Here is a 26,113-nt window from a genome sequence, read left to right on the forward strand (position 1 = left end):
ACGCCTTCGTGATGATCAACCAGCGCCTGCTGAACGCCGCGTCACGCATGACACGAATGTCATCCCCGCTCGACCCATGACATCTTTGTCATGCGGTGCGAACGTAACTTCCGGCGTCAAGATGCGAACGTCGCGCGCACGGTGGCGGCGAGATCCGTGCGCGCGGTGTCGCGCAGCGGCGCACCATGTCCACCGATCAGGTGACGAAACTCGAGCGCGGCGAGGCGCTCGAAGTCGCCGCGCAAGCTGCCCCCTTCCGGGGTCATTCCTTTGCGCCATGGAGGGCCGATTTGCGCAGGCCGTTTGGTGAAGCCAAAGAGCCGCGTGACCACTTTGGCCATCGGACTGCACCCGCTCGTGTCGGGCCAGTTCTGCACGGCGTCACAGGTGATCAGGATGCCGCCGTCACGTTTGACGAGCAGCGCGGCCTCCTTCTTCTTCGTCTGCTCGAAGCAGAAGAGCTCGGCGTCGTCGAACGGCAACGACGTCGGCGACAACTCTCGGTCGGGCTTCGGCTCGGACTCGCGTGTGCCGCCCGGCAGAGCAAAATACGAGGCCTTGAACCGCTCCACCGAGTGAGCGTCGTCCATCCCATGAAAAGCGCCGATTTTCACCACGTGCCGGACCTTGCCCAGGCGCTCGAGCTCGGCCTCGCCGGCCGCGGACAGGCGCACGGCGGAGATCAGGGTCAGATCTTCGCCGGCGCGCACGACGACCATGTTGCGCGGGATGCGCACACCGGGCCCCATGCGGACCGAGCCCTGCACCCAGAAGACACCATCGGCAATTTCCTGAATTGGACCATGCGGCTCGGCCGCCGGGTGATCAGCCATGCGCAGAGGTGACGACACGGGCGCTCCGGGGTCAAGCTTCGGGCACGACGCTCGGCGCGCGCTCAGTGCTTTGTCCTGCGCGCGCGCAGCTCCGTCGCCTCTCGGTCGCGGCCGAGTGCTTCGAGAGCGCGGGCGCCGATGACCAGCGACTCCGGGAGCACATCCGCCCGCTCGAGCTCGGGGCCCAGCAGCTCGAGCGCTCGAGGTGCATCGCCGCTCGCCAGCGCAACCGCGGCGAGATCGTGCGTGACACGCCGCCGCGTGATTTCGTCGGATGGTTGTTGCAGCGCCTCCTCGAAAACCCGCCGGGCCTCGTCTAGCCGCCCGAGCCTGAACAACACCAGCCCGTAGTTGGTGAGTGTTGCGTCCAGATCGACGAAGGCGAGCAGTCCCGGAGCCGAACGCAGCGCCGCCTCATAATGAAGCGCCGCGAGCGCGAAGTCCTCCTTCGAGCGAGCGACCTCGGCCAGGTAGAACTGCCCCTCGCGGCACGCGGGCTCCGCCGCAACTTCCGCCCGCCACAAGCTCTCGTCACTCCGGTAACGACGGCCCGCCCGCCACGACCCGACGCCGAGCAACACTGTCACCACCAGCGCCAGCGCGACGGGCACCGCGCCGCGACGCACGAGGCGCTCCGCGACGAAGACCAGAAACCAGGCCGCGGCCAGGTAGAGATAGTGGGGCGACCACCAGCGCAGCGTCGAAACCAGCTGCAGCGACGGCAGCAAGGACAGCACCGTCAATAGGCCAACCGCGCCACCGCGGCGCGCGGCCACCAGCAGCACCAGCGCGAAGGCAGCGCCCAGCAACGCCGCGGGCGCCGAGGCGCCGGAGATCGGGAACGCATCGCAGATCCGAGCGTCGATCGGCACGACGACCGACGCCACGCTCTTGGTCAGCGCTGCGAGCCGCGTTCCAACCTGCTCGCTCGCGGATAAATCCGGGAAGTGTCCGAGCCAGGGCGGCGCGAACTTCAGTCTCAGGCCCAGGGCAACGAACCAGAGCAGCGCCTCGCTCGCGAAGACACCACGCCTCACCGGTCGCTCCGCTTTCGTCACCGGCGGTCGACCCGCGGCGATCTCCAGCGCAGCCAGGTAGAGCGGCGCCAGAACCAGCCCGGTCTCCTTCGACAGACCGGCGACCAACACACAGACGCCGGCCCACACCGGGCGTCCGCGGCGATGCGCGACGATCAAACCAAACAATGCGAGGGCGACCAGCGACTCGGACCGAAAGGCAATCGCACCGGCCACGAGCGAGCCGACCGGGTGCACCGCGAACAGCAAGCCGCCCAGCGTCGCCGCGCGCCGCCCGACGCCGAGGGCCCGCGCCGCGTGAACGAGCCCGAGCGCCGCAGCGGCATGCAGCGCGAGGTTCGTCAGGTGATACGCCGCCACGCTGCCGAACAGCGCGTCGATCGACAGGGAGAGCGCGGTCAGCGGCCGGTAATAACCGGTGCCGGCAAACGGCTCACGGAAGAGCGCGAGCCACTCCGCCGGAGGGCGGAGGGCGAGTCCGGCCTCGATGTGAGCGTGGTCCAGCCAGATGAGACCGCCTCCAAGCACGGTTGCATGCGCCGCGATGGCCGCCGCCAGCACCCACAGCGCGCGGATGCCCGCGCTCGCCTGGCCGAGCTTGTCCCAGACCGACCCGACGATGCGCGGAACCCCCGGCGAGGTCAGTCTTTCGTGATGTCGAACGTGTCGACGGTCTCGTTCTTGACGTTCTTGAACACGCCGCGCGCCGCCTTGGCGTTGCCGTTCACGTAGAAGTCGATCAGCACCGCGCCGAAGGTCGCGCTCTGCTGATTCGTGTAGATGAGCGCCCACTCACCCTTGCAGCCGTAGGGTGGGGTCGCCGGCAGGCAGCGCAGTTGATCGCGCACATCGTTGCCGCCCAGCCCCGCCACGGCCACGAACGTACGCCCCGGCCCGACACACAGCTTCTTGCCGTCCGAACACGTGGTGTCCACCACCTGATTCGTGATGTCAGTGAGGGTCTTGGTGCGTTCGTAGGAGTGTTCGTGACCGGTGAGCACGATGGCACCGGCCGCACGACAGGCCTCGTAGACCTCCCAGCCCATCTCGTTGCCCTTGCCACCGACCTGCATCGCCGTCTGGTTCTTGTGCCAGAGGCACAGCTTCCAGATGTGATCATCCTTCGAGAACTGATCCTTGATGAACGTCGCGAACTCGGCGTTCTTGCCGTTCTGGCCGACAAAGACCAGCTTGATGCCCTGGAACACCAAAGAGAACTTCTCGTCGGTGAAGTCCGCGCTGTCGGGCGTGACGCCCGCCTTCTGCATTCGGCTCTTGAACTCGGTGGCGTACGGCGCCCAGGTCCCCGTGTCGTGATTGCCCACCGCGCCGAACACCGGGAAATCTGGGCCCACCACGCTGGTCAATGCGGTCAGCCACGCCGACGGGTTCGCGCTGTAGTCGTAGTCACCAAGGCCAATGATGGCGTCGGCCTTCTCGGTCTTGGCGATGCCGAGCACATTCTTGAAATTGGTGCCGCTCTTGCTGTCACCGAAGAACGCAATGCGCAGGTTCTGTTTGTCCGGCGGGATCCCTGCGCCAGCACCACCCGTGCCCGTGCCCCCTGCGCCGGTACCACCGCTCGCCGTACCGCCCGCGCCCGCTCCACCTCCCGCACCCGCTCCCCCGCCCGACGAGGTCCCACCAGCGCCCGCGGCCCCGCCCCCCGTGCCGCCAGCGTTCGTGCCACCCGCGCTCGTGCCACCGGAGCTCGTGCCACCGGTTCCGCTCGAGGCTCCCGTGCCGGTTCCACCACTGCTCGAGCCGCCCTTGCCGCCGCCATCGCCATCGGAGCCACACGACACCGCGGCGCCACTCAGGGCAACGGCCAAGATGGCGACCGGTAACAGGACCTCGAGGCGCTGTGTCATGCGCGAATTGTCGCCTCAATCGCGGCCGGAAGCAAAGGTCGCGTTGCTTGGCTGTGGCCCGCCGGGCGCGCCCCCCCTATGGTTTTGTGATGATGCGCGTCGGCGTGACGCTCGTGTTGGGCCTCGGAATCGTGGCGTGCGGCTCGCGCTCGCGGTTGCTCGAACCCGGCGTCTCGATCGCGGGCGCCGCCGGAGCCGGCGGGGGCGGCGTCGCGGGTTTCGGCGGGGGCGCCGGCAGCGGCGGGAGCGGCGGGAACCCCAGCGGAGGAGGTCCGAGCGGCGGCGCTGGCGGCTCCTCGGGCGCGTCGGCCTGCAACTACGACGAAGTAGTGGCCGGCGGGAACCACACCTGCGCGCTTCAAGGCGGCGCAGTCCACTGCTTTGGCGCCAATCAGTTCGGCCAGCTCGGGGCCGGCAACGCCACGACCGGCGTTCCGATCCCGACTCCCCTGGCGGGGCCCACGGACTTCGTTGCGCTGAGCGGCGGCGAATTCCATTCATCCGGAGTACGAGCCAACGGCACGGCAATGTCGTGGGGGCACAACGCCCTGGGAGCCCTGGGGGACGGAACTACCCAAGACAGTGCAGTGCCCATCCCGATCCAAGGGCTGAGCCAGGTCGTGCGTACTGCGCGCGGCATCGTGACGACTCACGCTTGCGCGCTCGAGCAAACAGGCCGTGTGCGCTGCTGGGGCGAGAACGGCCACGGCGAGCTCGGCGACGGCAGCTTGGCGAAGAGCTACACGCCGACGAAGGTCGTTGGCATCACCGACGCGGTGTCGATCGCGGTCGGCTACATCTTCTCCTGCGCGGCGCTCGCGAGCGGTGGTGTGAAGTGTTGGGGCTGGAACGCGAGCGGCTCGTTGGGCCTCGGCAACACGAACGCCGGTTCGTACACGTCGCCAGTCACGGTCCCCGGGCTCAGCGATGCGGTGCAGGTCGTCGCTGGCAATCACCACGCCTGCGCTCGCCGCGCTGGCGGCAGCGTCTCGTGTTGGGGTTACAACGGGTCCGGCCAGCTCGGGATCGGCAGCAACGTGGAGAACGCCCCGACACCGACACCGGTGGTCGGACTCGACGACGCCGTGTGGCTGGATTCCGGCGACAGCCATGCCTGCGCGGTGCGCGCAAACGGCAGTGTCTCGTGTTGGGGGCGGAACTACTCGGGCCAACTCGGCGACGGCACCACCATCGATCACAACACACCGGTGACCGTGGTGGGTCTCGCGAACGCTTGGCGGGTCGCCACCGGCAGCGAACACAGCTGTGCGCTCGATCAGAGTCAGGGCCTCGTGTGTTGGGGAGGCAATGGGGTCGGTCAGCTGGGCAACGGCACGAGCCAGGGCGCTTCGTTCCCCAAGCCCGTGAGCTGCCCGGCGGCGACGTGCGCCGGGGCCTACACCGACTTCATCAAGTCGCACTTCGTCCCCTGCGCAGATGGCCAACACATCGGTCAGGTCGCCAGCGCTCCCGGTGTGACCTGCGAACAGGTGTGTTGTGTGTTCGGGCACCCGAGCTGCAGCCACCGCTCGGCCCAGGCGAGCTTCGACGCTTGCTCGCCGGACAACCCCACAAAGACCGGGGGCTGCGCCGACGTGTTCCAGGAGCAGTGGAGCTCCCAGTGTGCGTGCACGCCGTGAGCGGTCGCCTCGCCCACCAAAAAGTGCGACTCTGAGCCGAGGAGCATCCGATGCCTTTCTCCGCCGTGTGCCTGGCCGCCACTCTCGGCATGAACGTTCACTTGCCGCCGAGCGACACGCTCGATCTGGCCCAAGAGCTCGGTGGTCAGTGGATCCGCATCGACTTCAACTGGGACATCGGCGAGCCGCAAAAGGGCAAGCTCGACTGGACGGTGTTCGACAAGGTGCTCGACGCCGCCAAGGCCCGCAACCTGAAGGTGTTCGCCACCATCGGTTACACCCCCGCGTGGGCCAGCCTCGGCAATGCGAAAGGGGACGGCAACAACAACGACGTGCCAGACGCCGCGGCCTACAAGGCGTTCGTGCTCGCGGCGACGCAGCGTTATGCCGACGGGCGGGTTGCCGCCTGGGGCACGTGGAACGAACCGAACCTGGGGGACTTCTTTGAAGGCTCGAAGCAACAGTGGATCGACAACGCCTTCATCCCCGCAATCGACGCCATCAAACAGGGCTGCCCGAGCTGCCTTATCGTGGGCCCCGAGCTCGCGACGATCAGCGACAAGTACGCGGAGTACCTCGACGCAGCGCTGGCGGCGCGCGGCTCGGATCTCGATGCGGTCAGCTGGCACATCTACGCCTCGTTCCCCGAAGACGACCCGGCGGCCGGCACCAGCAAGGACAGCTTCTACAACAAGCTCGACGCCCATCGAGTGCTCAAGATCGGCACGACCACGGTCTACGAAGGGCCGCTCAGCGTGCGCGAGACGCTGCTGGCAAAGGGCTTTGGCGGTCTGCCCGTGTGGATCACCGAGACGGGTCGCGAGGCGCAGGTCACGAGCGCGACCGAGCTGGAGACCCAACGCAAGTACACCGAACGCGTGATGCAGGCGCAGAACAAGCGCACGTGGTGGCAGAAGACGTTCATCTACGAGCTCACGGAGGAGCACCCGAACGGGCTCTGGCCCGACATCCACTGGGGCCTCGCGCTGCGCACTCACGATCCCGATGGGAGCTACGCCGACAACTTCCAGCGCAAGCCCGCGTTCGACGAATTGAAGACGTGCATTGCATCGAGCCCGACCGGCAGCGGCGGCAGTCCTGGCGGCGGCGGCGCAGCCGGTTCGGCCAGCGGTGGCGCCGCGGGCACGGCGAGCGGCGGCACTCCAGGCGGCGGGGGCGCGTCCGGCTCGGCGAGCGGCGGTAGCGCCGGCACCGGCGCGAGCTCAGCCGGTGGCACGAGCGGCTCATCCGGCCCAGGTGGGGCAACCGGCGGCACCACGGACGACGACGGCGGCTGCGGCTGCAGCGTGCCGCGGGCACCCGCGACCGGCGCGTGGTTGAGCTTGCTCGCAGCGGCGTCGCTGGCGTTGCGCAGGCTGCGTAGGCGCTGATCGGCGTGGTGCGGACCCCCGCGGGCACGAGCGCGGTCGCTCATTCAGCGCCCATTCATGCTTCGAGCAGACAATCCTTCGAGCCGCATGCAAGACGGCTCCGGATTGGTGTCGATCCAACGAGGCCCATCGGATGCTGCTTCGAGCTTTGTGCTTGGGTTCCCCAGCCCTGTTGCTGGCGCTCGCCTGTGGGGCGGCTCCAACCGATGGGCCCGTGGAGGAGGCGGCCGGGACGTCGGGCCAGGTCGGAGCGGGTGGGTCCGGCGACGCGGCGATCGCTTTCGGAGGTGCACCGAACGGTGGAGGTTCTCCGACCCTGGGTTGCGGGGGTCCCTGCCCGGGCGGGACGTTCTGTAGCCCGAGCGGCCAGTGCATCGCCGACGGAACCTGCAGTGTCGACGCGGACTGTGCCGCCGGGCTCGCCTGCGACACGACGCTCGGCAAGTGCACGCCGGGCGGGGGTTGTGGCGCAAAACCTTTCCAGATCACGGCCCTCAAGCCCAACGTGCTGATCGCGCTCGACCGCTCCGGGAGCATGGGCAAGAGCGTGCCGGGGGCGGGCAAGAGCCGCTGGCAGGTGGCGCAAGCCGCGCTCGACAAGCTGTTTGCCAGTTACAAGGACACGATCGGTTTCGGCCTCGTGATGTTCTCCGCCTGCAACGGGCCGGGATGCGCGCCGGGCAAGATCTCGAACCCCATCGGGTCTTACACGACCGACATCCAGAAGAGCATTCTTGCCTCGCAACTCTGCAACAGTGGGAAAGCCGAGACGGTGATTGGCGGGACGCTGAATGGACTCATCGGTGAGGTGAGCCTGCAGGTCGCGGACCGGCCGAACGTGATTGTCTTGATGACGGACGGAGCGGACAACTGCGGGGGTGGGGGGGCCAAGGCCGCGGCTCAGCTGCTCGCCCAAGCGGTGCCCGTGAAGACTTACGTCGTGGGGTTCTCGGGAGATGTGAACGCGGGGGAGCTCACGGCCATCGCCAAGGCCGCCGGCACTGCGCCCTACTTTCAGGCTGATACCGGAACCCAGCTCGATACAGCGCTCTCGCAGATCGCGAACAACGTCGCGACCTGCACCTTCAAGCTCGACCAGGTCCCGCCTTCTGGCTCTCTCTGGGTGTTCTTCGACAAGGACCCGACCGGGATCGCAAAGGACCCGAACAACGGCTTCGACTACGACGCCGCCAGCAACACGCTGACGTTCAACGGGGCGTCGTGTGCGCAGATCCAGCAAGGAAAAGTCACGGCTATCGACGTGATCTACGCCTGTAGCAAGCCGACACCGTCTTGATTCCCAGCGCTGGCGCGAACGCGAGCGCCGCTACTCGATGCCGTGTTCTTCGAGCTTGTAGTACAGGCTCCGGCGGCTGATCCCGAGCAAGCGCGCGGCGAGGTTGCGGTTGCCGGCTGCCTTTTCCAGGGCGCGAGCGATGGCACGACGCTCGGCCTTGCTGACGGCCTGCGACAGATCGATGGCCGTGCTCTCGAGCGAGACCTTTGGTGCAAGCCCCTCCGCTTCGGCAAACCCCGCGGGCCCGGCCTGGCGCGAGAGCTCGTGTTCCACGTCGCTCTTGCGCACGCGGGGCGCCTTGCTCAAGACGACCAGCCGTTCGATGAAGTTCTGAAGCTGGCGCACGTTGCCTGGCCACGGCTGATGCCGGAGGACACCGAGCGCGTCCACGTCGAGGGCGACCCCCGCCCGCCCATTGGCCTTCGCAACGCTGTCGCAGAAGTGCAGCGCGAGAGGCTCGATGTCGTCGGGTCGCGCTCGCAGCGGCGGCACCTCCAGCGAAACGACATTCAAGCGGTAGAAGAGATCCGCGCGAAAGCTGCCCTCACGCACCATCGCGTCGAGATCGCGGTGGGTGGCCACGACGAAACGCACGTCGGCGTCGAGAGTCTCGGTGCCGCCCAGCCGCTCGTACTGTCGGTCTTGCAGGACCCGCAACAGCTTCACCTGCGTCGCAGCGCTGATGTCACCGATCTCGTCCAGGAACAACGTGCCGCCTTCGGCCAGCTCCACCCGCCCCGGTTTTCGCGCGGTCGCCCCGGTGAACGCACCCTTCTCGTACCCGAACAGCTCACTCTCGAGCAGGTTGTCGGGCAGCGCGGCGCAGTGCACCTTCACGAAGGGCCCGCTGCGACGCGGGCTGAGCTGGTGGACCTGGCGTGCAACCAGCTCTTTGCCGGAGCCGCTCTCGCCCCGGATGAGCACGGTCGCGATGCCGTCTGCCGCGCGTCTCAGCGTCTGCGTCAGGTCCAGCATCGCCTTCGACCCGCCGATCATCCGCAGCTCGGGCGGCATGACCATGGAGCGCGGCGGCTCGTCGTCGTCCGCCGTCGCGCCGCGCAGCACCTTGTCGACGACGTAGTTGACCTCCTCACGGTCGAGGGGTTTGCGCAGGAAGTCGCTGGCCCCGGCCCGCACGGCGGCGACCCCTTCACCGATGCGCCCGGCCTCGACCATGACGACCACCGGCAGGCTCGCATCGAGCTTTTGCACCTCGGCCACGAGCTCGGCCACCGCCATGTCCGGCAACGTGAGGTCGCACACGAGCGCATCGAAGTCACCCGCGCGCAGCAGCTCGAGGGCGCTCCCGCCGTTCTGCACCCGCCGCGGCGCGACGCCTGCGTCCGCCGCTAGCCCCGCCAGCTCGTGGGCGGCAGCGTCGTCGGTGGCTGCAATCAGAAGGCTCAGGCTGCGCGGGCGCATGTCAATGCTCTTGTAACCCAAGTCACCGTTCGGAGCGATCACCACAAACGCACCGACGCCGGCTCCCTCTCGGGAACCGGCGCCGCGTCCTCAGTCTCGTTTTCTTCGCCTCAGATCTTTGCGCAGAACTCCCCGAGCCCGGCGATCGTCACACACGCCTCGGGGCCGCCGCTCGTCGCCTTGACCGTACCGCTGCCGATCGTGGTGCAGCTTCCGCTCTTGGGGCAGTACTGCCCGCTCGCGTTGCCGTAGAGGCCGCTGTTGCCGATCTTCACCGTCACTGAGCCCTTGAACGTGCCGTAGTCGAAGTCCGGAACGATCAGCTTCTGCTCACAGGTCTTCACCTTTTCGCACGATCCGGGAACGCTGCAGGTGTTCGGCACGTTGCAGGTTGCCGCCACGCTGCAGGTCTTGGGTGCATTGCAGCTCGCGGCAACCTGACAGGTCTTGGGCGCGCTGCACGAGCAGTTCCCGGTCGATACACATTGCCAGCCGCAGTGCGCCAGGTCGGAGAAGTAGTTGACGCCGCACTGAGCTGCACTGGTCACCGTCTTGTAACCACACACGGCACCACTGGTCACGTACTGCGTGCCGCACTGAGCCGCGCTGGTCACGGTCTTCGACCCGCACTGAGCCACGCTGGTGACCGCCGTGACGCCGCACTGTGCACCGCTAGTCACGGTCTGGTACCCGCAGACCGCCGCGTCGGTGATCACCTCGGCGCCACACACGGCCTTGTCGGTCACCCACTGCGCGACTTCCTTGCCCGCCACGATGGGAATTTCGACCTCGGCATGCCCGGTCAGATCGACGCCAGCGCTGGTGATGTTGCCGCTCATCTCGATCAGCGAGATCGGCGTGCTCATCTTGCCGCTGACGAACAGGCCGTCTTTGTTCAGCTTGGCGTGAGCGTTCGCCGACAGATCGATCCCCTTGACCGCGAGCTGCCCGTCCAGGGTGACGTACCAGTCGTTCGGGTTGCCGTTGAAGAAGGCCTCGGCGTCGACGTCGCCATTCAGACCGAGACCGGGGCTGAGCGTGGTGGCCGCTTTGCCCGTGAGGAGCACACCCTTGCGGTCGGCGTGCAGCGATGCCTGCACCATGGCGAGCTCCGACAGGTTCAGACCGGTCCACTCGCCGAGCTTCTGGGCGTTCAGGCTCATCTCGCCCTCGGCCGAGAAGTAACTCTGCTCGATGTCGCTGGAGGCGTAACCCGCGACCTTCAGCTCGGCGGTGTACTTGATCGGCACGTACTGTTGCGGCATCCAGGCATTCCCACCCTGGAGTTTGCCGGAGTACATGGCCCACGCGCCGTCCTGACCGACGTGAGCAACGGTGGTCGCCTTGGCGATGGGCAGCTCGATGGAGAAGACCTTCGCGTCGACACTCACGTCGATCTCGGCGTTCGAGCCGTAGGTCGCGCCATCGGTCGCCCCCTGGAACATGGTCTTGCCGTCGTCGTTCGGGTCGAAGTCGACGACCGTGTTGCCGCCGATGGCGATGGGCAGCTTGGCGAAGTTCAGGTTGAGCTTGCCGCCGATCCACATGTGACCGTCGAAGGTCGCCTTGCTCGCGTCGAGGCCCCAGGTGTTCTCCGGCGTGAAAGGCAGGTGCCCGCCGAGCGAGAAACCGACGCTCGCGTCGTCGACGGGACCCATGAATCCAGCCAGCGAAGCCCGAAGGAAGAAGGACGGATCCGACGGGTCCAGGGTCATGGTGACGCTCTGGCCACCTGCAGCCGAGATGCTCATGTCGCCGATGCTCGCGGACAGGCCGGCCGAGAACGTGAAGTAGAAGTACTTCCGCTCGTCCTTCAGCGGCGCGTCGACGTTCTGGATGTCCTTGCCGCGCTGGTAGCCAACGGAGGCATAGACGAGATCGTCGACCTTGACGCCCTGCATGAAGCCGCTGCCCGGGAACGGGACCCGAACGGTGCCCTCGAAGCTCTGGAGGCCCTCACCCTTGGTCGAGTCGTACCCGAGCTTGACCTTGGCTTCGGCGAGCGTGATGTGTTCGTTGTTCGGCGCGTCGACCATGATGGTTCCGCTGAGCTCGAAGCCGTTCGCCAGCTTGGTGACGTTCTTCTCGAGCGTCTTCAGCACCGCGGGGACCGGCCCCTTCGGATCGAGCACGAAGGTGACGAAGCCGTTAGCGGCCGCCTTGCCGTCGTCGCTCGGCTGCCAGTCTTTGAGGGACTTCGAACCGCCGCCGCCCGCGCTGGCGCCACCGGCACCGGCGCTGGCGCCACCAGCTCCGCCGCTGCCGTTCCCGGCCGCCGCCTTTTGTGAGTCGGAGCAACCATTGCCGTCGACCTGCTCACCCGCCGGCGTGTTCGGGCAGAGATCCTCATCCGTCGACAGGCCATCGTTGTCGCCGTCCTGGCTCTCGGAGCAACCTTGGCTGTCGGCCCACTTGCTCTTGTCGGTGCTCGTACCGGGGCAGTGATCGTCCGCCGCGATCACGCCGTCGCCGTCGCTGTCCGAGTGCGGATCCTCGGCGCCGGCTGCGGTCGGGTCCTTCGATGCGTTCGACGACGACCCAACGCCACCGGAGCAAGCCGTTGCGAGAGCAGCCAAGAGGACCAGGGATGAGTACGTGTGCGGGCGGACCATATTCGTGTGTCTCCTAATTCGCGGGGTGCACGAGGCCCTGCGGACCGCCGTGGCCCGCTCGGTTCCCCGTGCTCGAAGGGGACTAGAGCAACCGCCGTGCCGGCCTTCTTTCCGGGGAAAATCCCCGGTAAATGCCGGAGTCGCAGGCGCGTGTGCAAGAGCGTGCACCGGTCCGGCTGCAGCGCCTTGCGCCGGAGTGCAACCGCCTGCACTCGCGCGGTTCAGGGGGCCTGGGTCCTACCGATCGCGGTGGAAGGGAGCGCGAGCCTCCGGCCAGTGCGGAGAAAAGAGCGTAGGCTTCAGACATGCAACGGGGTCTCTACGCATGGCTGCTCGGACTTGCCTTCGCGACCGCGTGCAGCGCGGGCGCCAACGACGAGGGCGGCATCGCCGGGGGAGGCGGCCAGGTGAACCTCGGCGGCGGAGGCGCGAGCAGCGGAGGCGCGAGCAGCGGAGGCGGTGGTGGCATCACGCTGGGCGGCAACAACTCGGGCGGGAGCTCCAGCGGCGGCGCCGCGGGCGGCAGCGCGGCGTCAGCTGGCGCGGGGGGCCAGATCGGTTGTCAGAGCGACGGTGGCGGTGCGACCGGACCGGGTGGTGCCGGCAACGGCGGTCCCGAACAGTGTGGCAACGGGCTCGACGACAACGCGAACGGCTTCGTGGACGAGGGCTGCTCGTGCGTGGCCGGCTCGAGCCAGCCTTGTTATGGAGGGCCGGCGTGGGCAGCCGGACAGGGCAAGTGCGTCAAGGCGACCCAGCAATGTGCGACGACGGGGGAGTTCCCACAGTGGGGGCCGTGCACGGGCTGGGTGCCCCCCACGATGGAGGTCTGCGAGGGCTCGGTGGACGAGGACTGCAACGGGCAGATCGACGAGAGCTGCGGCTGCTGCAACGGCGACGTCCAACCTTGCGGCGTACAAGCCGGCGCTTGCACGCCGGGCACCCACACCTGTGTGAACGGGACCTGGGGCGACTGCCAGGGCGGCGTGATGCCGACCACGGAGATCTGCGGCAACAAGATCGACGACGACTGTGACGGTCAGATCGACGAGGGCTGCACCATCGATCTCCCGGTCAACATCGACGGCGATTGCGTGACGGCCAAGTGCCCACCGCAAGCGCCCTACGCAGTGGGCTGCCAGATCACGATGGCGGGCGGGGACGCACGCGGATGCGTCGCGAACGACGGCGGGTCCGTCGTCTACTTCCAAGAGGGGGACAAATGCGGCGCCGGCAAGGTGACCGGGACGCTGCTCTGCTCGAGCCAACCCGGGCCTGCCCTCGGCCCCGCCAACTGCGCGATCAATAAATCGACCAAGTACTATCCGCAGACGAAGGCCGGGTGCCCGGCGACGTGAATCCACGCGCGCGAGCGCGAAGGCGCGAGCCACGCCTCACTGGCTGCCGAAGTTCTGCACCCAGTAGTGGGTCAGCGTTTGGGGCGGGGGGCCGCGCAGGTTTCCGGACGAGCCGGTGACATCGAGTTCGTGCGAAGCTGGTCCGGCCATGGCGCGGTCGGGCCACACACTCCGGGACTCTGGTACCGCGCTCCGCGGCCTCGCGCTCGTGCTCAGTTTCTTGCTCGCGCTTTCGGTGTGCGTCGCCTGCAAGCGAACCCCGAAATGCGCGGGGGAGCTCGACCGAGACGACCTGCTGCGCCTGCAGGAGCTGGCGGCGGACGACAAGTACCCCTGTCCGGAGCACCTGGAGCCGAGCATCGAGGTCCGACCGAAGGGCGTGCGCCTGAACGGCAAGCTCGTCGCAACGGAGGCAGCTCTGCCGATCGGCAAGGCCCGCCGCATCAACGGCCTCTTTGGCGCCCTCAAGCAGAATCGCGAGACCTGGAAGCAGAGCCACCCGGGCCAGAGCTTCGACGCTCGTCCCAAGCTCGACATCGATCCCATGTGCGACTTTGGCACGGGCGCGGCTGCTCTGATGACGACCGCGTACGCGGGCTACCCGAACCTCCGCTTTCGCTCCGGCGGCATCGAGCTCGAGCTGTACTACGACGTGCCGGGTCCGCCGCGTCCGGACGCCGAGGATCTTGCGCCCACCGAGCTCTGGGTGACGCGCAACGACAGCGGGCGCTACTTGGCGCAGGTCAAGCAGAACTCCGTGCTCGTTCAGACCTCGGAGCAAGCGCTCGGTATCGATGCCGCGGCGAGCTGGGTGGCCACTCGCTGCGCCGGTCCGGGGGGGCGGTGTGCCAACGTGATCGTGCTCGGCTCGAACGGCGAGTTCCTGGGCGCCGCAACGCTGCTCCACCTGCTGTTGAAGACGCCGCCCTTCAAGGCTCGCCCGCCGACCGTGCGCTTCGTGACCGACGGCTGACGGACGCAGGGTCACGCAAGCCCTACCAGCGCCCCTGGATGTCGGACATGAAACCGTAGGGATAGCCGAGCTCGATGGAGCTCGCATCGTCGAGCAAGCGCCGGTGCTCGGCGTCGAGCACCAGGGACGCAGCCGCCAGGTTGTCATCGAGCTGCGCCGTCGAACGCGCGCCGAAGATGACGCTCGACACACAATCTCGGCTGAGCACCCACGCCAGCGCCACCTGGGACGGGCTGGCACCAGTTTCCTTCGCGATGCTCGCGACGGCATCGACGATCTTCCAATTCTTGTCGGTGTCGAAGCGGGCGTAGCGGGCTTCGAGCTTCTTGAAGCGCGACCCCTCCGGCGCCGCCGCCCCGCGCTGATATTTGCCGCTGAGAAAACCTCCGGCCAGCGGAGACCAGGGCAAGATCCCGAGGCCGAACGCGCGGCAGAGCGGCTGGTGTTCGCGCTCGAGGTCCCGCACCACGAGGCTGTACTGGGCCTGGAGCGTCACGAAACGAGCGCGGTGTTCGTGCTTTGCGATCCACAGGCTGTCGACCAGCCGGTACGCGGCGTAGTTCGACGCTCCGAGGTAGACGACCTTGCCCGCGCGCACCAGGTCGTCGAGCGCGCGCACGGTCTCCTCCTCCGGAGTCGTGATGTCCTGCATGTGGATCTGATACAGGTCGATGCGGTCCGTGCGCAGTCGGCGCAAACTTTCCTCGACGCAGCGCACGATGCGATAGCGAGAGGCGCCGCTCTTGTTCGCGCTGTCCCCCATCGTGAAGCGAAACTTGGTCGCCAGGACGACCTTCTCTCGCCGTCCGCTGCCCTTCGCGAACCACGCACCGAGCACACGTTCCGAGAGGCCGTCTTGGCCGTACACGTCGGCGGTGTCGATGAAGTTGACCCCCGCGTCGAGGGCCCGGTCGAGCAACGCGTGGCTCGTGGCCTCGTCACTCCCGATCTGGTGCATGAAGGACTTGTCGTCCGCCTCACCGAAGGTCATCGCGCCGAAACACAGGCTAGAGACCTTGACGCCGCTGCTGCCGAGATTCCGGTATTCCATGGTGCAGCACGATACCCGATCTCGCGCGCCGAGCTCATCGCTCCGCCATCAGGCCGTCAGCGCCCTCCACAGCTGTTCGGCGCTCATGCCCACCGGGCCGCGACCCGCGCGCTCGGCGTCGTGAACCAGCTCGACCAGCCTGCGATTGAGCGGCGCGCTCACCCCCGACTTGTCTGCCAGTCGCACGATCTCCCCGTTCAGCCAGTCGACCTCGGTTGGACGACCGCGCGTCAGGTCTTCCCACATCGACGAGCGTGCCTCGGCATCAACCCGCATCTGCGCCCGGAGCACGACACGGACGATGGGCGACGGCAGGCGCAACACGGGCGGCATCCAGCCCACCGGGACACCGCGCAGGCGCGCCGGACGGTAACCCGCCGCGCGCAGCACGAGCAGACCCTCCTCGACGAGCGCCGCCACGATCCGCCGGTAGCCGGCCGACGCCAGCAGCTCACGAGTCGGCGCCCCGGAGATCGCGCTGACGGCGTTGTTGAGGTTGATCAAGAGCTTCGTCGCCTGCGCCGGAGCGATGTCATCCAGCTCTTCGAGCTCGACCCGGAGGCGCCCGAGCCCGTCGAGCGCCGCGCGCCAACCCGGGTGCTCACAACGCTCGAACGTCAACGGGCCGCTCATCGTGCGCTGGAATACACCGCCTCCGCGCGACACGACGTTGAAGCCGACGATGCCCGCGACGACGCGTCGGTCGCCCAGCTTCGAACGCAGAGCCTTGGCGTTGCCAAGGCCATTCTGCAGGCTGACCACGACCGCGGACCTCCCGAGCACTCCTGCTAGGGTCGCACCGGCCTCGTCGGTCTGGGCGCTCTTCACCGAACAGAGCACGAGCTCACAAGCGGCGAGCCCCTTCGCATCGGTGACGAAACTGTACCGCTCCGGTGGCACCGGCGCTCCAGCGTCGTCCATGCCGCGAACGATCAGCCCGTGCTCCGCAATTTCGTCACGAACCCGTTGCCGGCCCACGAACGTGACGTGACCCACGTCTGCGCTGGCGAGCATGCCGCCGACCCAGCAGCCGATCGATCCGGCCCCGATGACACCGATGTTCAGCACTTGAACGGCCAGGCTCACTCCAGCGTGAGCCAGATGATGGTGTAACCAACCCAACCGGCCGCGTTGGCCTGCGTGAACAGCGCCTCGGTGCGGAGCTGCAGCGTAGCGGGCGGACTCGACAGAGGGAAGGACTGGGTCACGTCGGTCCAGGCATCCGGAAGCGCGATGGTGCCGGTCTGACCAAGCTTGGTGCTGCCGTCGTACACGGTGAGCTTCACCGTGCCCGTGGTGCCGTTGCCGCGACCGCGGAAGTTCACTGTGACCTTCGAGTGCCCCGCCGAAGGCGCCGACACGTACCCGCAGGTGTGAGACCCCGTGAGGAATCCGGTAGCAAGTCGCACGAACGATGCAGCAGCGTCGGCCGCGACGAAGGTCGTGCCGTCGTCGACACACGCGAAGTAGTTTGGGTTGCTACACGCGCCCGCGGTGTACACATCGACCTTCGCGACGTCCGACGTCGGCACGAGGCTGAGCGGCGCCGTGGTACCACCCGTGCCGCCCGTTGCTCCACCCGTGCCACCCGTGCCGCCCGTTGCTCCGCCCGTGCCGCCCGTTGCTCCGCCCGTGCCGCCCGTTGCTCCGCCCGTGCCGCCCGTTGCTCCACCCGTGCCGCCCGTTGCTCCACCCGTGCCGCCCGTTGCTCCGCCCGTGCCGCCCGTTGCTCCACCCGTGCCGCCCGAGCCGCTGTTCCCCCCGAAGCCGCCGCCACCCGAAGCGCCTGCGTTCCCGCCCGAGCTACCTGCGCTGCCGCCTTGACCCGACACGCCCCCACTCGCGCCTTCGGCGCCACTCAGGCCGTCGAAATCCGAGACCAGGGAGCAGCCGAGGGAGAGCCCGGCTAGAACCGGGATCAGCGCCAGCTTTGACGATCGCGCGGGGGTTCGGTGGGCGTCTGCCATGGCGAGGGGACAGCTTACCATTTTGGTGGGGTTGATTTGGTGGACCGCTCGCGCGGTTGGCGCAAAGCTGAGCGCCGCGTCATGCCGCCGAACCCGAGCGACGACACCGTCACCCAGCACCTCGGATCAATGTCGGGCGTCGCGGTCGCCTCCTTCGACCTGCACGTGCTCTCGGGCGCGGGTCTAGGCACGTCCTGGCGCCTCGCCTCGGGAGCGACCCGCGTCGGCAGCGCACCGAGCTGCGACGTACAGCTCCCCGATCCCACCGTTTCAAGACTCCACTGTGAGATCCAGATCGAACCCCAGGGCGCACGCATCATCGACCTCGACAGCACCAACGGGGTCCTGCTCGACGGCGTACGAGTCTACGATGCCGAGCTGCGCGCAGGCTCGACCCTCGTGCTGGGCTCGACCGCTCTGCGCATCGAGCTCGCGACCGAACCAGTTCCGGTCGCGCTCTCTCTCGCCACCCGCTTTGGCCCGCTGCTGGGCGCAAGCTTCGCCATGCGCCGCGTGTACGGCGTGCTCGAGCGCTGTGCGACCACCGACGCGACCGTGCTGGTGCAAGGCGAGACGGGGACGGGCAAGGAAGCCGTGGCTCGCGCCCTGCACGATGCCTCGGCTCGCAGTGCGGGCGCATTCGTCACCGTCGACTGCGGGGCACTTCCCGAGAATCTGATCGAGAGCGAGTTGTTCGGGCACGTGCGCGGCGCTTTCAGTGGAGCAATCAGCGATCGTTCGGGTTTGTTCGAAGAGGCCCACGGCGGGACGTTGTTCCTGGACGAGATCGGTGAGCTGCCGGTCTCACTGCAACCCAAATTGCTGCGGGCCCTCGAGTCTCGCGAAGTTCGACGGGTGGGCTCGAACGCACCCCGCCGTGTCGACGTACGAATCGTGGCGGCAACGAACCGTCCACTCGCACGCGCGATCAACGCCGGGACGTTTCGCGAAGATCTCTACTACCGCCTGGCGGTGATCGAGGTACAGCTGCCCGCGCTGCGCGCGCGGCGCGAGGACATCCCCATGCTCGCGCAACATTTCTTCGAGGAGCTGTCCGGCACGAAGGACCGGCTTCCGGCGGGCTTCGTTGCCGGGCTGCTCGGGCGTGCCTGGCCGGGCAACGTGCGTGAGCTCCGGAATTTCATGGAGCGCAGCGTTGCGCTCGGCGGCGTCGGCAACCGAACACCAGGCCTAGCTGGCGAGCAGGCGCCGACGCCCCCGGGCCTGGAGGCCTTCATCCCCTTCGACTTGCCGCTCAAAGAGGCACGAGAAGTCTGGAACGCTTACCTCGAGCAGCTCTACACGACCGGACTTCTGCGCCGTGCGACAGGCAGTGTCACTCGCGCCGCGGAGCTCGCCGGCGTTCACCGCCGCTCGCTCCATCGGCTGATGGCGGAGTACGGGATCCGGGGTCGCGCCGAAGCCGAGCCGACATCCGGAGTGGGCGTGGAGCCACCCCCTCCCCCCTCGAAGCGCTCGCGCTGACCCCAGCCGGCTGCCGCTCGGCGCCGAGCCAGCCCCAGGTCGCGACGCCAACAGCGATCGCCCCGACTGCGATCAACACGTCGCCGATCAGCATCTGTCGTTTCACCGAGTCGACCTCGCTCTCCGTACAGCGCGGCGCGCAGTCGTCGCGCAGGCTCCGCAGGCGCGAGCTGGCTGTGACATCGACGACCGCGCCGCCGCCGATTGCGCCGAGCCCCAGGCCCCCTACGATCAGCGACCAGGTCGGTGGTCCGCTGCGAGAGTCGGACGTCGGTAACGCTGCAGGGCTGGTCCGAGTGACGGGCTCGGGTGCGGTGATCCTGATGAGGCGATTCTTCTCGCCGACGCTCGCGACGACAGACTGCTCGACCGCACTGCCAGCCCCCCGCTCCACCCGCAGCCGATGTTGCCCCGGCGAGAGCTCGATTGCCCTGCCGCGCGACCAACCTGCCACCGGCTTGTCGTCCAAGAACACGCTTGCATCAGGCACATCGCGGCCCTGAGCGTCGCGCACGGCCACCACGATGCTGGGCAACGCGACCTCCACCTCGCTCAGCCACTGCACACAGTCATTCCGTACCAAGCCGGGGCAGGCCTCCGCGCTGCAGGTCCGGAACGCGTCGCGCGCCTCGACGAGCGCGCCGCCCTTCCGCTGCTCTTGCCCCTTTGCATAGGCATCCACACAGGCCTGTTTGCTCGGCTCCGCAGCGGCCGAGAGCGAGGCCGAGAGCAGTACGGTGGTGAAGACGGCGCGACGCAGCAAGAAGCACAGCCTTTCACGCGTTGTGGTGGGAGGTAAAGCTCGACGCACGAGTCACAGGCACTCGGGCTTGATCTTCCAGATCCCGTTCGCGTCGACGGAGTAGCAGCGAGGATCGCGCTTGGTCCCGCCCGGAGGAGTCGCACCGCCCGGGCTCGTGGGAGCTGGCCTCGCGCCGGCTGCGCTCTTCACGGGTCGTCGGGCGGGCAGCGCCCGAACCTGACCGACGGCACTGCTGAGCGCCGAGGCCGACGGCGGAGTGGGCGGCTCGACCTCGATGCTCGCGATTGCCAACGCAGGCGGAAGAGCCGACGCGATTGGGCTGGGAGGATCGGGTAACGGCGCTCCGGACGTCGAGGGGAGCGCAACTGGACGAGTCGGGCGCCAGTTTAGCCCGACCGCGAGTGCACACGTAGCGAGCAGCGCTGTGCCAACGACGACCAAGACAGGGACACGCCGCGACGGGGTCGCTGTTCCAACGGGCGAGGTGGGGAGCGAAGTAGCAGGGGCACTCGGCGGCTCCGGATGTTCGACGACTGCAGGCAGACCCATCGCCTGAGCGCGCGCCAGGATCGCCGCTCGCTCTTGCAGTGGCTCGCCGAGCAACGCCTCCAGCCAAGTTTGCACCACCACGGGACTCGCGGGCGACACGCTGCTCTCGAGCTCACGAGCCAGCTCGTCGGCCAAGCGTGGGCGAGCCTCGGGCACCGCGTCGAGCGCGCGTCGCACGGTCCGGTCCAACACGTCCGGCACATCCGCGCGCAGACTTCCCAGCGCCGGAACTGCCGCGCTCAGGATCTTGCCGATCGTCTCCGCCTCGTTCTTGCTACCAAAGAGCCGGCGCCCCGCCAGCATCTCCCACAGCACGACACCCATGCCAAAGACGTCGCTCGCGGGGCTGGCCTCCTCGCCGCGAAGCAGCTCCGGCGCCATGTAGGCCAGCTTTCCCTTGAGCTTCGACTCCTCGGTGACCTGCAGCCGACCCCGCGCCTTTGCAACGCCGAAGTCTGCCAGGCGGGAGACGCCGTCCAGGCCTACCAGCACGTTTTGGGGAGAGACGTCGCGATGAACCAGCTCGAGCGGATGCCCTCGTGAGTCGAGCGCACCGTGGGCAGCGGCCAGTCCCCGCAACGAATCACAGGTGATCGCCACCGCGATCGGGAACGGCACGCTCTCGTGTTTGCGGCGCGCTTGCAGCAGCGCCGCGGAGAGGCTCGCGCCGGCGACGTATTCCATCACCAAGAGCACGTCGGTGCCGTTCGCGATGACGTCCAGTGTATGCACGACGTTGCGGTGATGGACGCGCGAGGCCATGCGCGCCTCGTCCAGGAACATCGTCAGGAACTCGGGGTCCTTCGCCAAGTGTGGGTGCAGCTGCTTGATGGCCACGACCCGCCGAAATCCTCCCGCGCCCAGCTGCACGCCGATGTGCACGCGCGCCATGCCGCCGGCCGCTATCTCGTCACCGACCAGATAACGTCGCCCCTCGGACTCGATCACTCGGGCGGACGCGGACATTCACCCGCATGATGGCGCGCCGGCCCGGTCTTTGGCCAGCACCTCCCGCTCACTCGCCCCCCCGCCGTCGTTCCCGCTCGCGCTGTGACGATGTTAGGGTCGGTCCCGACCGGAGGCTTCCATGATCATCGCCTTGAAGAAGACCGCCCTCAGCGGCATGTGGCTCGGGTTCATCATCGCGCTGGCCGGCTTTGCGCTCAACGCCGTACTGGGTGGCGTGAGCCCGCGTCTGGCGCAGGGTTTTGCCTTGCTCATCACGTTCGGTAACGTCATCTTCGTGCTCGGCTGCATCAACTTCGCGCGCGCCAAGGGCCAACCCTGGTACGTCGGCCTGCTCGGCCTCTTGAGCTGCGTCGGCCTGGCCGTGCTCTGGTTCCTGGTGCCCGACAAAGCCTGACTCAACCCGAGCGGTGTTCGATCTCGATCGGCGCCTGGAAGAAGCGGTTCTTCGTCGGATCGTTGTAGCTCTCGTAGTCGATCTCGAGCGGCGTGAGTTTGCTCTGCCCATCCTTGAAGCGAATGATCAGCGCCTTCGGCGTGACGCTCCGATAGCTGCTGTCAGCGGGCAAGTCGTCGTTGGTGGCGCCGCCCGCCGAGAACACGGTCAGGAGCAGCTGGTTCTGATCGTCGTACGCACGCCGGAACCCTTCGTCGACCTTCTCGTGACCCCGCACCAGCGTGTGACAGCCGATGCGCTGCAGAAACGCCTGACTCTGCAGCCGCCCGAACGGGAAGCGCGCGGACTGCTCCTGCAGAGAGGCCGGGATCACGTCGGCGCTCGATGGGTCACTCCACATCATCTGGAAGCGAATGTCCCAGTCGTTCAGGCTGGAGAGGTCCTTGTACTTCTCTTTCAGGGTGAGATCCCTGGCCAGGCCGCCGTGTACGAAGATGAAGCGCTCGAACAACAGGCTCGTCGGCATGGCGTCGAAGAGCTGCATGTAGTGGGCGAACACTTCCTGTGACAGGTGGGGCTTCAGTGTGTTCATGGCCTCGGACGGTCGCACCGCTCCGTAGACCTTGCCCTCGTGCTGCACGTAGTACTCGTGGTTGCCGCGCAAGACGTAGACGTGATCGGGTGCGGTGACGAAGATCTGCAGCACCGAGCGCAGCACCCCCTGATAACTGAACATGCCGCGGTCGATGTAGTCGCCGAGCAAGACGAGCTTCGGGTTCGGATTGGTGGCCGGATTCTCTCGGTACCTGGCGACCTTGCCAAAAAAGTCGGTCTGCATGAGCACGGCCTTCAGACAGCTGTAACAGCCGTGCAGATCCCCCACGACGATGAGCTCGTAGTCCTCGCCTGCTTTGGTGGGGCACACGTACACATGCCCGTCCAAGAACGGATCCTGACCGGCAAGCTCGCTCACGTTCTGTTTCCCGGCGAGCGTCCCGCGAGCTGCAGCCCGCTGAGCGTCGAGCGCCGCCATGAAGCGGTCCATGAGCTGCTCGTCGGCCTGCACCTGTTGTTTCAGCCGCTCCGGGTGCGCAACGTAGTTGTGCTCGAACTGGTCGAAGAACGGATGATTCTCGACCACCGGGATCATGGTCGTGTCCCCATGGATGGATACGGGAGGTCGCTCCGCGCCGTCCTCGAGCAGCTCGACACCAAGATCTTCCTCGAGCAAGTCCGCCAGCTCACCGCGGAATTTGGCCTCCGCCGGATGCACGTGCCCGTCGGCGTTGATCAACTGATCGACCGTGTCCATCAGCCGCTCTTGGTTCTCCTTGTCGAAGCTCTTGAAGATCTCGAAACACTGGAGCTTCAGCTTGGCGTGCACGAAGTCGTTTTGTTTCTCGGCCGCGGCGACCGCCTCGTGGAACAGCTCGCGCACCTGCCGGTCGATGCCCTCGAACACTTCGGTGAAGTGAGTGGTGTACTTCTGCGTGAGCTCCGCCCGCAGCGCCGGGTCGTCCTCCGCGACCGCGCCCGCGACCCGATGGCCAACGAGCTCTCGGATGTAGCCACGGACGAAGGTCTTTTCGGAGTCATCGAAGTCGCCGTCGATGTACCCGAAGGTCGTCAGGTAGAAGATGACCGCGCGCATTTGTTTGTCGGCGGTCTGCCCGTCGCTACTGAAAGTCAGCCAGTTGGTCACGCTCGGAAGGTATCCTGCTCTGCGTCGGCACGACAGGCCCTGAAAGGCCCGGTGGTTTCTCAGCCAAGCAGCTCGCTCAACGTGGGCTGGTGGGCGTGGCTCTCGTCTTCGCCCTGAGCAATGACCTGCTCGACCTGCTGGCCTTCGGTGTAGTCCCAAGCGCTCACCCGGATGGGGCGCCGAGGTCCGATATAGAAGCGGTGGCTGGCCGAAGATGCGAGCGTCCACGGCCGGGTCAACACCACCAGATTGCGGCGAACCCCCGCGACCTGCTCGGCGACGAAGGCTGGGGCGGTGTCGATCAGCCCGCCGTCAATCAGCCGCTCACCGCCGGCGCGCCCCACCGGCACGAAGGGTGGTGTCGCGGACGATGCGAGCACGATGTCGGCGACCTGCTCGGCCGTCACACATTCGCGCACGTCACGCACCACGGACCGGAAGCCCGCTCGCAGGGCATACGTCAGGTGCAGCCGTTCGGGGTGCAGGCGCCGCTCCAGCCGATACATGCCGAGTCCGAGCAGAAGCGCCGCGGCAGTCGGGAGGCGCCGCGGGATGCCGGAAGCGAGCACCAGCACGGGAAAAGGTTGCGCACGCAGACGCTCGAGTCCTCCGTCGCGCATGGCGTGCAGCAGAAGCTCCCGGTAGATGCGCGCGTGAGGCGCCGGGTTCTTTCCTTCGAGCAAACGCCGCGGGTCGAAGTTCTTGTCGAGGCCCTTCCTGAGCTCGTGCCAACGCTCCCGGGTCTCGTCCTGCCGACCCGAGAGCAGCACTACCGCCACGCAGGCGCCGGCGCTGCACGCGGCGACAGCCCGCGTGCGAGGCAAGAGCTGATGTTGCCAGCGATTCATCAGCCCGAGCTGGTAAAATGCCCGGTTGCCGCCGCCAGCGAAGGTCAAGCCCAGATCCCTCATGCTCTCTCCGGTGATATTAGAGTGACATGCCGACCGACCCGAGCTTCGATCTCTCGAAATTCCCGGTTCACCTGGGACTCGGTGCCACTGTGGCACGGCAACCCGAGTTCACGGGCATGAGCTGGTACGAGGCGTACGGCCTGCGCAACGCCGGCGACGGCGCCGAAGGGCGCCTGGTGGCGATTCACAGTTTCAGCAAAGCCTGGGACTCGTGGGAGATGCATCCGAACGGCGAAGAGCTGGTTGTCTGCCTCGCGGGCCGTATCGTGCTGCACCAGGAGAGCGCTGGGGCAGTGAAGACCGTCACCCTTGAACCGTACCAAGCCATCGTGAACCCGCCCGGCGTCTGGCACACTGCCGACGTGAACGCCGAAGCCACCGCGCTCTTCATCACCGCGGGCCTTGGTACGGAGATCCGGTCCCGGACAGGGGTCCCGTGACTTCGCCTCCTCGCTCCCTACCGTCTCGTGTCCAGCGCCAGCAGGCGGCGCTGCTCGCCATTGGCGCTGGTTGGCGTCACCACGAGGCGGATCTGGACGACGCGTTGCGCGTCATCACGGAGACCGCCGTCTCGGCGATGGATGTCGAGCGTGTCAGCGTCTGGTTGCTCGACGAGGCTCGCGCCAGACTGGTCTGCGAAGATCTGTACGAACGAAACGCCAGCCGCCACAGCCGTGGCGTCGAGCTCTCGGCCAGCACCTATCCCCGCTACTTCGAGGCGCTCGGCTCCGAGGAGGTCATCGCCGCCACGGACGCCCACACCGATCCGAGAACATCCGAGTTCAGTGAGAGTTACCTGACGCCGCTCGGGATCGGCGCGATGCTCGACGCGCCGATTCGCTCGGGGGGTCGCATCGTCGGAGTGCTGTGCCACGAACACATCGGCCCGGAGCGCGAGTTCTTCATCGACGAGCAGAACACCGCGAGTTACCTGGCGAGCCTGGTGTCCCTCTCCCTCGAGCTCAAGCGGCGACTGCAGACCGAAAAAGAGCTGGCGGAGTCCCTTTCGCTGCTGCGCGCGGCGTTCGACGCCACGGGCGAGGGCATTCTGGCGGTGGACCGAGCCGGCAAGGCCGTCACCCACAATCAGCGCTTCGTCGAGCTCTGGGGGGTGTCCGAGGAGCTGCTCGGCCGGGATGGAGACGGTGGCGCGCGACTTCGCTACCTCGCCGAGCAGACCACCGAGCCCGAGCCATTCATCGAGCGCGCGCGCGCGATCTTCAGCGACCCGGAGAGCGACTCCACCGATCTCATCGAGCTACGGGACGGGCGCAGCATCGAGCGCACGAGTCGACCCCAGCGCCTGGGGGGCGAGGTGATCGGGCGCGTGTGGAGTTACCGCGACGTCACCCACCAGCGACGGGTGGAGGCGATGCTCCGCGCGAGCGAGGAGCGACTACGGGAGCTCGCGAACCGCGACGCACTGACCGGGCTCTTCAATCGGCGACACTTGCACGAGCGTCTGGGCGAGGAAATCGCCCGAGCAGCCCGCAGCGGCCGCCCGTTCAGCCTGGCAATGCTGGACCTCGACCACTTCAAGCTGGTGAACGACGAACACGGACACCAGACCGGAGACGCGGTGCTGCGGGCGTTCGCCGAGGATCTCACGGCGCGCGTGCGCAAGACCGACTGCGCGGGGCGCTGGGGCGGTGAGGAGTTCTTGCTCATCCTACCCGAGACCACCAAGGTCGCAGCCCTGAAGCTGCTGAACGAGCTGCGTGAGCACGTGGGGCGCACGCGCCAGGGTTTGCCCCGCTTCACCGTCTCCATCGGCGTGGCGGAGCTGCCGACGGACGCGACCGAGCTCTCACCGCTGGTCGCAGCCGCGGACGCGCGGCTCTACGAGGCGAAACACGCGGGCCGCAACTGCGTGCGCTGACGCGAACGC

The 26,113-nt window shown here is 67.4% G+C and carries 19 protein-coding genes and 1 pseudogene; 9 read left to right on the plus strand and 11 right to left on the minus strand.

Annotated features, from left to right (window positions below; all coding sequences use genetic code 11):
- Positions 1–116 precede the first annotated feature (116 nt).
- The 3 genes from IPI67_29800 to IPI67_29810 all read right to left on the minus strand — a co-directional run bounded on the left by IPI67_29800 (position 117) and on the right by IPI67_29810 (position 3,741).
- Positions 117–851, minus strand: coding sequence for a hypothetical protein (locus tag IPI67_29800; protein ID MBK7584387.1), 735 nt, complete (start codon positions 849–851; stop codon positions 117–119).
- Positions 852–895: 44 nt separating this feature from the next.
- A complete protein-coding gene (locus IPI67_29805; protein ID MBK7584388.1) occupies positions 896–2,398 on the minus strand; it encodes a tetratricopeptide repeat protein in 1,503 nt (500 codons plus the stop codon).
- Between the two features lie 113 nt (positions 2,399–2,511).
- Positions 2,512–3,741, minus strand: coding sequence for a metallophosphoesterase (locus IPI67_29810; protein MBK7584389.1), 1,230 nt, complete (start codon positions 3,739–3,741; stop codon positions 2,512–2,514).
- A gap of 89 nt (positions 3,742–3,830) precedes the next feature.
- Between IPI67_29810 and IPI67_29815 the strand changes: the two genes are divergently transcribed.
- The 3 genes from IPI67_29815 (at position 3,831) to IPI67_29825 (ending at position 8,069) form a co-directional block, all read left to right on the plus strand.
- Entirely contained in the window at positions 3,831–5,381 is a 1,551-nt protein-coding gene (locus IPI67_29815) for a hypothetical protein (protein MBK7584390.1), read from the plus strand.
- A 50-nt stretch (positions 5,382–5,431) separates the two neighbouring features.
- Entirely contained in the window at positions 5,432–6,772 is a 1,341-nt protein-coding gene (locus IPI67_29820; GenBank protein MBK7584391.1) for a beta-galactosidase, read from the plus strand.
- A gap of 154 nt (positions 6,773–6,926) precedes the next feature.
- A complete protein-coding gene (locus IPI67_29825) occupies positions 6,927–8,069 on the plus strand; it encodes a VWA domain-containing protein (GenBank protein ID MBK7584392.1) in 1,143 nt (380 codons plus the stop codon).
- A gap of 30 nt (positions 8,070–8,099) precedes the next feature.
- Here the strand turns inward: IPI67_29825 and IPI67_29830 are convergent, their stop codons facing one another.
- A complete protein-coding gene (locus IPI67_29830) occupies positions 8,100–9,491 on the minus strand; it encodes a sigma-54-dependent Fis family transcriptional regulator (protein ID MBK7584393.1) in 1,392 nt (463 codons plus the stop codon).
- 110 nt (positions 9,492–9,601) lie between these two features.
- Entirely contained in the window at positions 9,602–12,103 is a 2,502-nt protein-coding gene (locus tag IPI67_29835) for a hypothetical protein (protein ID MBK7584394.1), read from the minus strand.
- A gap of 305 nt (positions 12,104–12,408) precedes the next feature.
- Between IPI67_29835 and IPI67_29840 the strand changes: the two genes are divergently transcribed.
- Together IPI67_29840 and IPI67_29845 are read left to right on the plus strand one after the other, a co-directional pair.
- Positions 12,409–13,461 (plus strand): hypothetical protein, encoded by a 1,053-nt coding sequence (locus tag IPI67_29840; protein MBK7584395.1) that lies wholly within the window; start codon positions 12,409–12,411, stop codon positions 13,459–13,461.
- Between the two features lie 148 nt (positions 13,462–13,609).
- Entirely contained in the window at positions 13,610–14,434 is an 825-nt protein-coding gene (locus IPI67_29845; GenBank protein ID MBK7584396.1) for a hypothetical protein, read from the plus strand.
- 22 nt (positions 14,435–14,456) lie between these two features.
- Here IPI67_29845 and IPI67_29850 read toward each other — a convergent pair whose 3' ends face one another.
- The 3 genes and pseudogenes from IPI67_29850 to IPI67_29860 form a co-directional block, all read right to left on the minus strand.
- On the minus strand, positions 14,457–15,485 hold the full coding sequence (locus IPI67_29850; protein MBK7584397.1) for an aldo/keto reductase: 1,029 nt from the start codon (positions 15,483–15,485) through the stop codon (positions 14,457–14,459).
- A 48-nt stretch (positions 15,486–15,533) separates the two neighbouring features.
- Complete coding sequence (locus IPI67_29855; protein MBK7584398.1) at positions 15,534–16,571, minus strand: 2-dehydropantoate 2-reductase; 1,038 nt, start codon at positions 16,569–16,571, stop codon at positions 15,534–15,536.
- 497 nt (positions 16,572–17,068) lie between these two features.
- Positions 17,069–17,347 (minus strand): annotated as a pseudogene (locus IPI67_29860) (hypothetical protein).
- 186 nt (positions 17,348–17,533) lie between these two features.
- Here IPI67_29860 and IPI67_29865 point away from each other — a divergent pair.
- Positions 17,534–18,937, plus strand: a complete 1,404-nt coding sequence (locus IPI67_29865) for a sigma 54-interacting transcriptional regulator (protein MBK7584399.1) — start codon at positions 17,534–17,536, stop codon at positions 18,935–18,937.
- A gap of 814 nt (positions 18,938–19,751) precedes the next feature.
- Here the strand turns inward: IPI67_29865 and IPI67_29870 are convergent.
- Positions 19,752–21,215 (minus strand): protein kinase, encoded by a 1,464-nt coding sequence (locus tag IPI67_29870; protein ID MBK7584400.1) that lies wholly within the window; start codon positions 21,213–21,215, stop codon positions 19,752–19,754.
- Between the two features lie 121 nt (positions 21,216–21,336).
- Between IPI67_29870 and IPI67_29875 the strand changes: the two genes are divergently transcribed.
- Entirely contained in the window at positions 21,337–21,612 is a 276-nt protein-coding gene (locus IPI67_29875; GenBank protein ID MBK7584401.1) for a hypothetical protein, read from the plus strand.
- A 1-nt stretch (position 21,613) separates the two neighbouring features.
- Here IPI67_29875 and IPI67_29880 read toward each other — a convergent pair whose 3' ends face one another.
- Positions 21,614–23,263: a metallophosphoesterase gene (locus IPI67_29880; GenBank protein MBK7584402.1), complete on the minus strand. Its 1,650-nt coding sequence runs from the start codon at positions 23,261–23,263 to the stop codon at positions 21,614–21,616.
- 110 nt (positions 23,264–23,373) lie between these two features.
- On the minus strand, positions 23,374–24,225 hold the full coding sequence (locus tag IPI67_29885) for a patatin-like phospholipase family protein (GenBank protein MBK7584403.1): 852 nt from the start codon (positions 24,223–24,225) through the stop codon (positions 23,374–23,376).
- Positions 24,226–24,251: 26 nt separating this feature from the next.
- Between IPI67_29885 and IPI67_29890 the strand changes: the two genes are divergently transcribed.
- Together IPI67_29890 and IPI67_29895 are read left to right on the plus strand one after the other, a co-directional pair.
- On the plus strand, positions 24,252–24,665 hold the full coding sequence (locus tag IPI67_29890; GenBank protein MBK7584404.1) for a cupin: 414 nt from the start codon (positions 24,252–24,254) through the stop codon (positions 24,663–24,665).
- The gene (locus IPI67_29895; protein ID MBK7584405.1) at positions 24,662–26,104 is read left to right on the plus strand and encodes a diguanylate cyclase; all 1,443 of its coding nucleotides are present in this window, start codon (positions 24,662–24,664) and stop codon (positions 26,102–26,104) included. Before IPI67_29890 ends, IPI67_29895 begins: the two co-directional genes overlap by 4 nt.
- Positions 26,105–26,113 lie beyond the last annotated feature (9 nt).

The sequence above is a fragment of the Myxococcales bacterium genome (assembly GCA_016706225.1).
Lineage (GTDB): Bacteria > Myxococcota_A > Polyangia > Polyangiales > Polyangiaceae > JADJKB01.

Excerpts from the sequence above, each read along its gene's own strand:
- IPI67_29845 (MBK7584396.1), top strand. The coding sequence starts at position 13,610 with ATGGCGCGGTCGGGCCACACACTCCGGGACTCTGGTACCGCGCTCCGC.
- IPI67_29835 (MBK7584394.1), bottom strand. The coding sequence starts at position 12,103 with ATGGTCCGCCCGCACACGTACTCATCCCTGGTCCTCTTGGCTGCTCTC.
- IPI67_29820 (MBK7584391.1), top strand. The coding sequence starts at position 5,432 with ATGCCTTTCTCCGCCGTGTGCCTGGCCGCCACTCTCGGCATGAACGTT.
- IPI67_29840 (MBK7584395.1), top strand. The coding sequence starts at position 12,409 with ATGCAACGGGGTCTCTACGCATGGCTGCTCGGACTTGCCTTCGCGACC.
- IPI67_29865 (MBK7584399.1), top strand. The coding sequence starts at position 17,534 with ATGCCGCCGAACCCGAGCGACGACACCGTCACCCAGCACCTCGGATCA.
- IPI67_29875 (MBK7584401.1), top strand. The coding sequence starts at position 21,337 with ATGATCATCGCCTTGAAGAAGACCGCCCTCAGCGGCATGTGGCTCGGG.
- IPI67_29815 (MBK7584390.1), top strand. The coding sequence starts at position 3,831 with ATGATGCGCGTCGGCGTGACGCTCGTGTTGGGCCTCGGAATCGTGGCG.
- IPI67_29810 (MBK7584389.1), bottom strand. The coding sequence starts at position 3,741 with ATGACACAGCGCCTCGAGGTCCTGTTACCGGTCGCCATCTTGGCCGTT.
- IPI67_29880 (MBK7584402.1), bottom strand. The coding sequence starts at position 23,263 with ATGCGCGCGGTCATCTTCTACCTGACGACCTTCGGGTACATCGACGGC.
- IPI67_29870 (MBK7584400.1), bottom strand. The coding sequence starts at position 21,215 with ATGTCCGCGTCCGCCCGAGTGATCGAGTCCGAGGGGCGACGTTATCTG.
- IPI67_29890 (MBK7584404.1), top strand. The coding sequence starts at position 24,252 with ATGCCGACCGACCCGAGCTTCGATCTCTCGAAATTCCCGGTTCACCTG.
- IPI67_29830 (MBK7584393.1), bottom strand. The coding sequence starts at position 9,491 with ATGCGCCCGCGCAGCCTGAGCCTTCTGATTGCAGCCACCGACGACGCT.
- IPI67_29885 (MBK7584403.1), bottom strand. The coding sequence starts at position 24,225 with ATGAGGGATCTGGGCTTGACCTTCGCTGGCGGCGGCAACCGGGCATTT.
- IPI67_29850 (MBK7584397.1), bottom strand. The coding sequence starts at position 15,485 with ATGGAATACCGGAATCTCGGCAGCAGCGGCGTCAAGGTCTCTAGCCTG.